We start from the raw sequence: 14,174 nt of genomic DNA, 5'->3' as shown, positions 1-14,174 counted from the left end.
TGTGCGGTGATCACATTGGAAAGCAGCTGGAAGCCTTCGTCGAGGTTGCCGTCGCAGTTGTCGTCGACACCGTTGTACAGTACCTCGGCATGGCCTGGGTTGATGGCTGCGACCGCGTCGTTACAGTCGATGGCTGTAGGAGCAGCAACATATCCGGCAGGAACTGTAGCACCATAACAAACGGTAGCTGTAGCTCCTGAGCTATACGTATCGAAATCTGCATCTACATATAATGTAGTCGATTGCCACTTAGTAGCATCTGCATCATCACAATCTGTATTGTTCAACGAGTATCCTGAAGGAGGTGTAGTAGCATTGACTGCACACACACTTACAGAAGATCCCGCACCATATCCATCATGATCTGCATCTGCATAGAATGGATAATTGTGATTAACAGTGATTACAGAAGTAGCACTTTGAGTACATCCGCCTCCTGAAGTTGACGTAGCTGTATAAGTCGTCGTAGTCAATGGTTTTGCATATACTACACCCCTGCCTCCGCCTGTGTAGGCGGTCGTAGCAGCTGCATCTGTATAAAGACCAGTGGTAGGCGACCATACCGGAGCATTTGCATTTGTAAACCCAAAAGTCATATTAGGTCTTGAGTTACTTGCTCCTGAAGTTCCATAATCTGCCTGAACCAGAGCATCAAAGCCTGCAATTCCGCCGGCGACGCTATCTTTCGCTCCATAATAAACGGTATTGGTAGCTGTAGTTGACGTCCTTGTCCTTGTTCCACTTCCATTACCAGTGTTACCGGCGTTATGCACGGTTTCAACAATAATGTTGGAAGTTCCATCCCATACAAAAGGAGTCACAAGAGTAAATGTTGCCAACCCTGTAGCCGAAGGTGTAAACGTAGTAGGACCATATACAGTGGACGTTCCTGAAACAAATCCGGTCAACGCTGTATTTGTTGTAGTTCCCATTCGGATGGTAAAATTGGTACAGGCATTTGCCGCAAAATTGTTCAGATAAAAACTCAATGAGCCTATAGAACTTCCGGCAAACAATCCTTGTGCATTCAATTCAGCTGCAGTAAACAACATTTGATGTTTTACGCCACCGTAATATGCACTCAACGGATTTGGATACGCTGTGGTGCCAGGAGCAGTCGTTCCCGTACCAAAAGTCCCAGTACCTGTAGTAGTAAAGTTACCCGCCGTAAGAGCTTGTATGGCACCTTCACAAATTGTAGCCGTTCCAGGAGTAAGCGTAATCGCTGCAGCCTGTGGCGTTACGGTAATACCGTAAGTAACCGCTGTTCCCGTACAACCATTTGCCTTAGGAGTTATGGTAATCGTAGCACTACCTGCAATAGTTGTGAAAGCAGGAATACTGGCAACTCCTGTCTGGTTAGCAAGACCGATTGCTGCACCGCCAGTGATGTCATACAAAACACCTGACGGAGTTCCTGCAAGGACAATAGCCGGAGCAGTTGAACCAGCACAATAAACTTTAGCCGCTGGCGCAGTTACAGTCGGAGTCGGGTTAATAAGAACCGTAACCGGGTTAGTTGTAGCAGTAGCACCACATCCCGGAGTTACAAGTAGTGTATAAACTCCTGAAACGGCAGGCAATGCATTGGCATTCGTAACGGTCAGTGTAGCTGTGGTAGCAGTCGCATTTCCAGTTACAGGACTTCCGTCTTTAAGCCATTGGTATGTCAAACCAGGCCCACTAGCCGCAGCGGTTATAGAGAAACCTGTTCCCTGACAGTTGGTAATGGTTGACTGAGCTGGCTGAGTCGTAATAGTTGCACCGGAAATAGTTGTGACAGCAACAGAACCAGACACAGGACATCCTGAATTACTAGTTACTGTTACGTTATACGTTGTATTTCCAGTCACTGTCGCTACAGGATTCTTCAATGTAGAAGTAAATCCGGCAGGCGTAGATGTCCAGGCATACGTATACGTTGGGATAACCGGCGGAGTGAATCGATAGATTTGACCCGTAGCAGGTTTTGCCGTAATATTATTTGTAGCTGTAGTAGTACTTGTTCCAGGATTGGTACCTGAAGAAGTAAGCGACAAGAAATTACCAGATGTTGTACCCATCAAACCGATACTGGCACCACCTGTAGTACCTGCGCTGTATGCTGTAGATTCCTGACGGTAGACCATTTCAACCACGTTTGTAGTCTCATAAAGTTTCACCTGGAATGACAATACACCGGTATTTGATTGGTAATTCCACTCTACATTCAGCCACTCTACCGTTAAAACACGGTTTGGAGCACTTCCTTCCAATTTGTATTTGACACCAGAAGTTAACTGAATATCATCCCATAACGCCAAAATAGACGGTCTGTAAGATGAAGTTGTAGATGCCAGATCGTTAGTAGCGCTCTGGCTTCCTGCCGTACCAAAAATCAACTGTCCATTAGAACTGGCAGCAATCTGGGTATAGGCTGTTCCACTAAAGGTGAAACTAAAGCCGATGTTGAAGGCACTTGACAGCACATCGTCATCTGTTGTACCCAAAGAAGTTGCCGTTGCACCTGTCAAAGGTGTAAATGTTCCGGCAACAGCAGTAAAGCTATAATTCGAAGCTTGTGTTGGTACAGTCGGAGTCACAGCATCCAACTGTGTCGTAGCACCCGAACATAAAGATGTCGGAGTTGCCGATACTGTAACCGTCGGTGTCGGAGCAACTGTAACGGTAACCGTTTTAGTATTCGAACATCCGTTGGAATCCTGTCCTGTTACTGTATATGTAGTAGTCGAAGCCGGATTAGCTGTTACAGAAGACCCAGTGGTAGCAGAAAGACCCGTTGCCGGTGACCACGTATAAGATACAGCACCTGACGCTGTAAGCAAAACTCCTGTAGATGGAGTACATACAGTGCCCGCGGCTGGTGTTACCGTGATTGTAGGCAAACTGATTTGCAATGATACCGGGTTAGACGTAACCGGAGAACATTGTGAAGCTCCACTCACCACTACCTGATAATAATAGAATCCTGCAGGAGTTGCAGCAGTATAATTAACAGTAAGTGCATTTGTAGTGGATGTACCCGCAGTATAAGTTATTCCAGCAGGTGGTGTTGCCGGAAGGTTAGAGAATGTTCCGGCTGCCCCAGTCGCAGAATATTGCCACTGATAGGCCAAGCCTGTTCCAGTTGCTGCAACCGAGAACGTTTTGGAGCCGGACAGGTTACCACACGCAATTTGGTTTGCAGGTTGGGTTCCGATGGAAACAGCCTGGTTAACCGTAAGTGTCGCGTTGGCAAATACAGAACCCTCAACCTCGGTATTTCCTACTTCAACATAGAAAATCCATCCGTTATTGGCAAATGTAATTCCTGAAACCGTCAATGTTCCGTCAACAGAAGTATCGTATGTCAATCCGTCTGCAACACTATTAATAGGCTCAGGACCGTCTCCGAGGTTCTTATTTACATACCAGTTCCAGAAATTCACGTCACCGGAAGTCTGAACTGTAAATTGAGCCACTCCTGTTCCGGATGAACAAAGTGTAACCGGAGCCGGTGTACCAGGCTCTATCCCAATGTCACCTACATTAAGCATAGCACCCACAGAGGTGTAATCATCACATGGCGAAATACCGGTAAGCACTACACGATAGTAAAGACCATCGAGGTCAGCTGTAGCAGAACTGATGTTCAATGTTACAACACCTCCTGTAGGTACACTTCCTGATACGTTTGAATAAACTGCACTTGCAGAAAGATCAGTAAATGAATCATTGTCAGACGAAACCTGCCATTGGAAAGTTTGGGCATTTGATGTATTTACAGAGAAAGATGCAGGCGTATCGACCAAAACATTCAGGCTTTCAGGATCACTTGAAACCAATGCAGGGCTTACAGTCACTGTTTTTGATTGGCTAGTAGTACAACCATTTTCCGTAATCGTGTAAGATATGGTTGCGGTTCCTGCAGCTACACCTGTTACAAATCCTCCGGTAACAGTTGCAATACCCGAATCAGATGTTGACCATGTACCGGCACTTGAAGCTGTTGCAAGTGTAATCGTAGAACCTGTACAAACAGTTGAAGGACCAGTGATCGGCTCAACAACAGGGCTGATAGTGATGTTGAACGGAGTAGAATTGGTAGCCGATGTTCCGTTTGGTGCGTTATAAACAGTAAACGTTCCTGTAACTGACGACGTAGTCAGGCTCACAGTGATCGTAGTGTTGTTAACCACAGTAAAAGGAAGAGATTCAGATCCAAGGGTTACAGATGTAGCTCCTGTGAAATTAGATCCTGTAAGCGTTACAGTTGTAGATGTCCGTGCATAATCGCAAATTACAGTTGGCGTAAAACTCGTAACCGATATAGCTGGCGGTGTAAGTGTCCAGGCTAAAGTATAATTTCCGGAACCTGTATACCAAGCATCCTGTACCCAGTAAACGGTTTGGGTCGAACCTGTGGTATTCACCCAGGTATGGTTGGTCACTTCGGTATCAGTACAAACTATACTCGTTTCTGAAGAACAGCTTCCATAATACACGCTGTGTACTGAATCATAATCAGATGCTGTCAATCCTATTACAAGTGTAAAACCGTTTGGAACAGTGATTTTGTAAAAGGTATCAGGCCCAACATCTCCTGTAGTGGTCGAGTTACATGAAGGAGAATAAGAATCATTCGCACCTATTGTACTTCCGGCTATCGGACTTGTCAATGGTGTAAGATCGATGGCTGTGGAACAAACATCGTTTACTACATACCTGAAAGTAAGACTTACCCACGGACTAAAGTCGCCCGCTCCACAAACCGAACGTACATGCAGATAGTAAAATGTCCCTCCTGTAAGACCACTTGCTGCATATGATGTAGCAGATGTAGCCGTTCCCGAAGCAGGCGGTGTAGAAGATGTAGTTACTGCATATTCATATCCTGAACCCGGAGCAGTTGCCGGAGCAGTCCAGCTCAAATCAGCTGTAGTCGCAGTAACGTTTGATGCTGTCAAACCTGTAGGTGGCAAACAAGGAACCTTTATTAATAAATTGAAGTTCCCTCTGGCCGTAGGCGATGTAGAAAATGCGCGTACCAGGTAGTTTGTATTTGCAGTCAGGGTCACATTACCAGCCGCTCCTGTCGTACTACAACCTACTTGGGTCAGACCCGTACAAGTACCTGAATATACAGCATACCCTACCACTACAGGAGAAGTTCCCAAAGTAGAGAATTCCAATACGGTATTTGTTCCGGAATTGAATGAATACCAGGTATCATAGTAAGACGCAAACTGGCTTCCGCAAGTCGGATAAGACTGCGTACTAGGTGTAGCGCAAGAGTTATTCGTTGCCAATGGAGTTGTCCCTACCGTAGCGGCAATCGGAGACGTACAGTCGTCATTCGAAGCAACCGGCGTACAAGCCGCAGCACAAGTGACCGCCATAGTAAATGCACCATAACTGAAATCACCGTAACCACGAACCATTATATAATAAGTAGTAGTTCCATCTGACGTAAAATTGAGTTCAGATTGATTACCACAGCTGTCATCGTTTCCGGCAATATAGGTAAGGTTTCCTGAAGTTCCCGTAGCCACAAGTATTGCGGTATCATACGACGAACCGCAAAGAGAGACAGTTACGGATTGAGGAGCTCCCGATCCGGTGAAGGAATACCAAATGTTACGTGTCGATGTAGTAGACGCCGCAACACCATAAACAGCTGGATTACTTTGATCCGGAGTTGCATTTGTAGTATTTCCTGTTGTTGTAGAACCGCAAGCTACCGCAATTGCATTCGCGAAATTGTCGTTTTGAAGCAATGTGGTGAATGCACTTGATGCCCATGTACTTTGATCTTCACTGCTACAATGAGCTCTGACATAGAAAGTATATGCAGTTGTTCCTGTCAAACCCGATGGATTGTAAGTCAAACCGGCCGTATTGCCAGAGTAGACCAATCCGGTGCTTCCACTGCCCGCAGCTCCACTTGTACGTAGCTCATAGTCATATCCTCCGGTTGGAGCAGACGCTGAAGCCGACCATGAAATAGCTGCTGTTGTAGCGGAAGGTGTAGATGTAACACCGGAAGGCGGTATACATGTCGGAGGAGCCGTAAGCGTCCAGGCCAAAGTAAACGTTCCGAAGTTAGTCTCGTCAAAGTATCCATCCTGCACCCAATAGATGCGTTGAAGTGATCCTGTTGTATTTGTCCACGTATTCGTTGTGGTATCAGAATCATCATAACAGGCAATCTGAGTCGTTCCAGGACATGAACCACCGTAGAATAGAGTATTTTCGGAATCATATGCATTTTCAGTCTGACCAATCACCAATGTATAATTGGCTGGCACGTCGAGATAAAATACCATATCCGGAGACGTATTCCCTCCGGCACAGCTATTTGTAAAATCGTTAGCCATTCCTGTTGTATCACCCGTATACGGACTTGTCAAAGTCGCAAGGTTGACTGCACTGTCGCAATTATCGCCTAACCTGTATATAAATGACCGGGTTGCAAAAGCACTGTAAACTCCCGTACTACATTCCTGCTGAAGATGGAAATAGTATTGGATACCTCCCGTGAGGGAGCCCACTGAAGCAGTAGTTCCGGTAGTTGGCGTTCCCGATCCATTAGCTGGAGGAGTTGCAGAAGTTGATACGGTATATAAATAACCTACTCCCGGAGCTGGAGAAATAGCAGCCCAGGATATATCGGCAGATGTTGCCGTAAGGTTTGAAACCGTAATACCGGCCGAACTAGGTGTCGCACAACTAGGCGTTTGATAAGTCACTTCGAAAGTAACATCAAAATACACCGTGTCACTCCACGCATCAAGGTCATGCCCGGTAACTGTGATATTACTAAAACCGGTTACGTTGGTTCCACTAAAATCACAACTTCCCGTAACCGATGTACCATCACTGGTTCCGCCGGTAACAGATAAATCAAAATTGTACCATTCATCACAATAATCTGAACTTCCAGTCGAAGAATTGTAATGAGTGGTAAACCCGGTAATGACAATATTCTGAATGGGTTGCCCTTCATTTACGGTAATACTAGCAGGCGTGATGACCAACTGAGGATTGGTAGAATCCACACCGCTACCAGTAATTGTCTGGGTCGCTACTGACTGTGAAAAGCCTGTAAAGCCCATAAAGAGAAACAACACAAAAGAAAGCCAGGACTTGAACAGTCCGTACTTCATTAGGGAATTGCTTCCCGGGTCGATTAACGGCGGAGGACTTCCGACGCCAAACCTTTCCTTTTCGGACCAGGAATTACCCGGGCCTCGAGAATGGTAATTGTACATCATAATTAATAATTGAGTTAAAAATTGAGTTAAATAGGAACAGTTAATTTAACAATTTGTGTTAAATGATTGCTAAAGCGTTTAGTTAAAACCGATGAAATACACACAATTGCGGTGAATTACCCTATTGTTTTCAAATTGTTAACTAAAAGGAATAAAAAAACCCAGGATATTTCTATCCTGGGCTTAATCAATACGTTAGGAATTATTTAGAACCCTATCTTTTTAGTAACTATACTTCCGTCCTGAGAAGTCACCTGAACCATTAAAACCTGGCTTGCAAAAGGCAATTGTTCAAAAGTGGTTTCGGTTGCATCTATGTTATCTTTCCAGATTAACAGTCTGCCACGAACATCATAAATCGCAACTTTTTTCATGTTATTAGCCCCTGTTGATACCACAACATTAGCTGCACCAGATTTATATACAATCACAGAACTATCATCGAATTTAGGATTTGAAATACCCAAAGCCTCAGTCGTGTATCTAAGAATGAAACGATCTTCAAAAGTTCCACCGACAGTAGTGAAGGAATAGCTCGATTGCTTAAGATCGTGTATCACATTCTGGTATGTATCTTCAAGATAGACATCCTGACCACCGAATAATCCGTCGAAATTAGCCAAAGAGATTTCAAAAGCTCCTGTGATATCGGAACGGAATCCGAGTGGCACTTCATCATTCACATCGAAAGGCAAAGCCCTGCCTTGTATAGCTAATTTATAGGTGTCGTTTATAGAATAGAGACTCACAACATTTCCGGCCTCGACAATTTCAGCATCGTAATACGTCTCCTTATCATTTGTTGCATTAGTGATATAACCAACCAATGTTTGCTTGAAAGCACCATCGGCATTTGTTAGATTAAGCCAAACCCGGTGCTTTTGGATAGAGTCATTGTTCGATGCGGTGCGGAAGAACATTGTGTTCTGGCCGGCTACACGCATAGCATTGGTAAACTGTGCATATTTGATACCATCAGGGTCAGCAGCCAGACGCTTGACAAAGAATCCCTGTCCAGCGGCTACCTTGCCATCCGGAACATTCGTATTACCCGTACCACCACCTGCAGCGGTTATTCCACCGGTGTAGTCGTATATAGCGTAGTCACTGCTTGCGTAGTTACCACTTCCATTTACCTGTGTATTGTGCGTCCAGAAATACATAGTGCCATCAGTAACCCCGGCATTTACACCTGACGGATTCAAAAACACATCTGCATCAATAGCACTTGGATATGGATTTCCAAGCAAATTGTAGACATTGGCACCTGTCTTTTGAACAGGGATTCCGGTATAAGGCCCATTGTTAGGCTTACCTGTTGTAGCAGCAGTCACTTCAAAAATTGCCGTAAAAGGCGTATTTGCATTCCAGCCTACAGTTTGAGGCGGTGCTATAACGCCAACTTGAGGAGCACGGATAAGATACCCCTTACCTATTTCCATAATGGAATTAGACGTAAGTGATACATAAGCATTTGTAGTTGGGTTATGATAGAAATACTTATCTGAAAGCGTAGCCGGAGAAAGTCCCACTAAACTTTGCTGGGAAACCGGTGTCGACCAGAATGTGTAGTCGTACAATTTCAACTGAGTCGTAGATCTTAAATAAGTGAATGTACCATCTACGATATTCACTGCCGTATCAGAATTCTGTAACAGGCTTGAATTGTTTTCGATCAATAACGACCCGCCCGTATTTACAACAAGACCATTTTGCAAGGTCAAGGTATAACCCAAATCTGATGGCCCATTTGGAATGGTTACGTTAGCACCATTGTTGACTAAGCATGAGCATCCGGTTAGGTTAGCATTTACATTATAGTTACTATTGAAGACAAGTCCGTCATTGATAGTTGGCGCTCCAGCCGGAGTCCAGCTTCCGTTCCATGTTTTTGTGGAAGTAGTGAAGGTTGCCGTGCTTGTAACCGTACATGAATTCAGCGCATAAGAACCATTCACCGTGATAGTAACAGCTGAAGGTGATTTAACATAAACAGAAGCTACATTGGTTCCAGAATAAGGCACAGTACATAAAGCATCCAGGAACAATGTATTCGCAACCGAAGAACTCCACACCCTTGTAGTTGCTGTTCCGGTTACAGTGAATTGTATTGGCGTATTTGGACATAGAGTTCCGCTGGCCGGAGAAATTACAGCTGTTGGAGCCGGATTGATTACGTATGTAGTCAACGTACGGCATGTTGCATTTGAAGAACAAGCCGCATAGAAATTATATGTCCCGGGAGTATTGGTATCTGCCAATCCTGAACCCGCTACACCAACCGGGTTAAATGTACTGCCGGTACCAATTGCAGTACCTCCGGAAGATGTTGTATACCATTGCATCTGGCTATTCTGGAACAACCAAATATTTCCGCCAGAAGGAGGAGTAACAGTCCAATGGTACGTACCAAAAGAAGTTGCACTCCATGTTGTCGAGAATAATGAATAAGTGACGCCCGCAGTAAGCGTTACAATCATTCTTGGCCGTAGTCCGCCTCCTGAGTCGTCATCTCCGATTACAAAGTTTGCGTTACAGGTACCTGGAGTCAACGGACCTTTGGCAATGTATCCCATACTATCGTTACCGGCACTATTGGTATCCATAAAGAAGGTATATGTACCACTTTGGCTAACCTGGAAATCTATCTTATCATAACTACGCACAACTCCTGCGGCAAAACCACATACGGTTGAGTTTGCACTATTCTGTGGTCTGTCAGCCGTAGGACTGGAAACTGTCCAGCTTCCGTAAAACTGGTTAGGCCCAGACACTCCGGTAACCGTTGGCGGAACAGCATATCCAGCACAAACAGTAGATGTCGACAATGTAGGCCCCGACAAGGCACCTGCACATATTGTCACACCTGTGGTTGTAGGACGTGGACCATTTACCGTATATATCTGGGAACTATAGCCTGTTCCGCCAGAATTGTTGGTCACACCAATAGCTCCGGTAGAAACGTTCGCAGGAGGCGTAGCCGTAATAGTTGTACTATTAACAACTGTATAACTCGCTGCAGGAACACCTCCGAAAGTCACACCGGTAACAGCAGGATTCGTAAAATCTGTTCCACCAGAAGCAGTAATGGTTACAGGAGTCGGACTACCACAATTGTTATCTGCCGGCGAAATAGTGTTGATCACAGGAACTTTGACACATGATATCAAACATCTCCATCCCGGGTATGTGATACTTGGATCCGAAGTCCAGCGGAAAGTGATCGTTGTACCTGTTGAAAAAATTGTCCCGGGTGAATTTGTACCGTAAAACGATCCGGCAGGGCAACTTGTCGCAAAACCTGCAGGAAGGCCTGAATCTATCAGGTTCGCCGGAAGGACAGTACCATTATAGATACTTAATCCATCCCAGTTAGCTTCTGTGGAAAATGAAACGAATTCCAATTTCAACGTATACCCTGCACTTGCCGTAAAAGTATAAGTACGGGTTTCATTATCTGTGTAGTTACCTGAAGGACCACCTCCGTCATGGAATGCAACTCCACCTGTATATGTGCTACACAAGTTAGTGTAGGTTTGTGACGAACTGGTCATATTGATTACTGCCGGCGGCGTCACGATATTGGTAGTGAAAGCAAGTCCTTGGTAACCTGCCGTACCCGCATTGGTATCAGACCACATACTCAGATAAAAGCCACAGTTTGAACGAATCCAGATATAGTAAGTAGTTCCTGGAGATAAACCGTTAAGTGTAAGCGATGTTGCGCCTGAAGCAATGATTCCTGTTCCAACCGTATCGTAACCCGGAGGTGTCGGATCTGTAGTCAGGACATATTCATATCCGTTTCCTGGAGGTGTAGACGGAGCGGTAAAGTTTATTGTCGCTGTTGTTGTCCCGCCGGGCAAAACAGGAACGTTGGCAGTTAAATTCGTAGGCGGGAAACACGTTTCCACCTCAATGGAAATCTCATCAAGATACAGGTTACCCATATCCGGAGCGGAATATGCATGGAAACCTAAATAATACGGATTGGTACTCGGAGCAGTATAATCGAAAACTTCACGAACAGGGGAAGCCTTTATACTTGTATAATCCTTTAAAGGCACCCCGCCTCCGGCAGCGGACATCCCATAAGCACTAGGAATAGTACTCAGATTCACATTCATCTTATTTTCGATAGCGGCCGTTTCATGAGATCCGCCATACAAATAACTGATACGGTAAACCGTTCCGTTTGTCAGATTTATTCCTTTGGTGTAAAACCAGGTATCCGCAGAATATAAAGTGCTTTTATTGTATTCGAGGTGTTCATCGGTAAATCCATTTATTACAGACCCGGTTGATCCGCCTGTAGCATTGGCAGTAACCCATACATTTCCCTGGCCTTCCTGTGTGCGACTCGTACACGGTGGCAAGCCAGGCACTACAGTTGGAGGAACTTCTACGTATTCGTAATAATCAGGATTATCCGGAGTACAACGCGTTGTGAACACAGTTGCCGAAGACCAGTTGGTTGTCGGCGTACAATTGGTCCTGATGTAGAGGCTATAGGTAGTATTGGCCGTTAAACCACTAATGACTGTCGGAGTAAATACAGATGCAAAGTTCCCTGACGCAGTCAAACCTCCAGGCCCGCTTCCCGCAGTACCACTTGTACGTACTTCATAAAAATAAGCTGTAGCACTGGCAGCAGGAGTCGGAACAGGTTCAACCAAAGTAACCTGGGCCGTCGTGGCAGCTGCACCGACATAACTAAAAGGCGGGGCAATACAAGTTGACGGCCTCCAAATCAAATCTTTCGCAGAATTGGCGACAATCGCACTTGGCCCTGTCTGTACGATACTTGTCGAAACGTTCGTTGTTGGGAATGTTGAAGGAAGAACCGGCCATGCAGCCGTATCGCTCAAATTCAGAATCTCTGCAGCGGAAGTATCGCGACCTCTCAATCCAATCTGATGATTTTTTGTACCGCTATATCCCAACGCACTGATATTTCCATAACGCATTTCGATACTATTCGGTTCCGTAGCATGAGCACTGTCATAAAGCCATAATTGGGCAATACTTGTACTTGTATCGCTCGCATTCCGTTTTACAACCCATTCTATTTTTAATATTCTGTCTGAACCGCTGACATCAACCCTGTACGAAAGTTTGGTACCTGCCAGGTTATAAGTCAGGGAGGTTGTGGTGGAAAATGCAGAGATAGCTCCTTCAAATGTAGCCGTTGCAGAAGAAAGAGGCGTAAGCTCAGTGTAAGCAGCAGCAAGCTCCGAGGCCGTTAAAGCTGTAAGATCAAAAAACACAAAACCATTACTTGTAACGTAAACCTTAGTGTAAGTCTTGCCATTAAAAGTAAAATTGACAGTAGTCGCATCTAAAGGAAGCTCATAAACCTTATTGACAGTAGTCACGCCCGCACCTCCGGTCAGCAATTGTGTTCCAGTAGCACCAAAAGCGGTCAGTGCAGTATTTGATTGCGCTAAAGAATATCCGCTAACCTGGGCTTCAGATTTTAATCCGGGAACCAGTATGGCTAAAAGCGCAAAAAATTGGAAACTGAATTTTTGTAAGTAATTACCTTGGGCAAGTAATTTTTTCATCATAACACTTTTTTTTAAATGTGGTATTAAAAGCATTTAAACGGCAAAACCGCTCCTTATAAACAGCCGCTTAAAAAGCCAACCGCCAAGGGGTTAAATTTACATTAAGTTTTATATAAATTGCAGGGAGCCGTCGTCAAAACCCAAACTTTTCGATGTATTACCATTTTTTCAGGTAAAACATCTAAAATTATCGATGAATTTCACAACAAAGAATAAATAACTGCAAAAAGATTTAAATAAATCTTAAAATTAACCCTCGCGCCAAATGTAAAATATTTTGCCAATACTCTACTGTCTGATATACAGAACTTATCAACATTACATTTCCTTTAAAAAGATGTTAAATCTTAAATATCGAGACTTTTGCACATATCATAATTTTTCCATATAGTTTATAACAATGATATGGAACAACAACTTCTTAGACTGTTGCTTTTGACAATGTGTGATAATTCTCACGTTCCAATAAAGCTCCCACAAAAGCCAATATAATCCAGCATCTGTAATTAAAAAGCATAAAAAAACCTCCCTGTTACAGGAGGCTCTTTTTTCAAACTAACTTAACCTAACTTATAATAACGAAATCTGTACGTTTTAAGCTACCGAACTATCGTATGCCATAGCTTTTTTAAGCAACGTGCGGCTCAATATTCTGTTTGGCGTCATGCCAGACTCGATCATTTGTTTTTTTGTTGTCGTTTTAGTAGAACCCGGAGTTTTTGAACCCTGGTTGATTTCTTTTGAACCCATGAACCATTTTACAAGTTCCATTTGAGAATTGCGATTCTCTACAGATGCCGATTGCTCACGGTTCTCGACATTCCCTTCAGCAACCACTTTACCGTTTTGTCCAAACACTCCTGAACAAGTCATCACAACAAATACAAGTACAAAAAACCAGCGAAGCGCTACAACATCCAGGTTGCTTTCCAGAATGTTCGTGTTGTTTGATTTTTGAAATTTGTTCATGACTTTCGTTTTATTTTCTGAGCCAAAACTACTGCAACAGTTAACCTGTGGGAAATAATTTCGATAAATGACCTGAAAACTCGTTCAAGCCGATTTTTAGGTAAAAAGCGGGTTTTTAGTCTCTTAAACAATGTATTTCACCGATAGTATTTTATTCAGACCCTTTATTTAAAGGGCGTTCCGGCGGCAGAAAACAATTATTTCATATACAGAAGCCACACATCTGCCGCCGTCAGGCTGCCCACTCTTAGTCCTCGCATCCTCCACCGGTTGTGCAGTTTTTGGGGCGAGCTTCCTTTGGTCGCTGCCCTAAAGGTGTACAACCAGGCGTTTCATGCTGTGGGCTAACCGCGGCATCCCACCCGAGCAAAGCGAACTGGCGAAG

General features: G+C 44.3%; 3 protein-coding genes. All 3 read right to left on the bottom strand.

Annotated elements, in window-relative coordinates; genetic code table 11:
- A partial coding sequence (locus tag G6047_RS00630) for a fibronectin type III domain-containing protein (RefSeq protein WP_211165352.1) occupies positions 1-7,145 on the bottom strand: 7,145 nt, incomplete at its 3' end.
- Between the two features lie 314 nt (positions 7,146-7,459).
- Positions 7,460-12,820 carry a T9SS sorting signal type C domain-containing protein gene (locus tag G6047_RS00625; RefSeq protein ID WP_169525417.1) on the bottom strand — a complete coding sequence of 1,787 codons (5,361 nt, stop codon included), beginning with the start codon at positions 12,818-12,820 and terminating at the stop codon, positions 7,460-7,462.
- Between the two features lie 594 nt (positions 12,821-13,414).
- On the bottom strand, positions 13,415-13,789 hold the full coding sequence (locus G6047_RS00620) for a hypothetical protein (RefSeq protein ID WP_169525415.1): 375 nt from the start codon (positions 13,787-13,789) through the stop codon (positions 13,415-13,417).
- Between the last annotated feature and the right edge of the window lie 385 nt (positions 13,790-14,174).

Origin of the sequence: Flavobacterium silvaticum (assembly GCF_012911565.1) — a bacterium.
Classification (GTDB): Bacteria; Bacteroidota; Bacteroidia; order Flavobacteriales; family Flavobacteriaceae; genus Flavobacterium; species Flavobacterium silvaticum.
The sequence above is the reverse complement of the archived record's forward strand: the minus strand, read 5'-3'. Positions and strand labels throughout refer to the sequence as shown.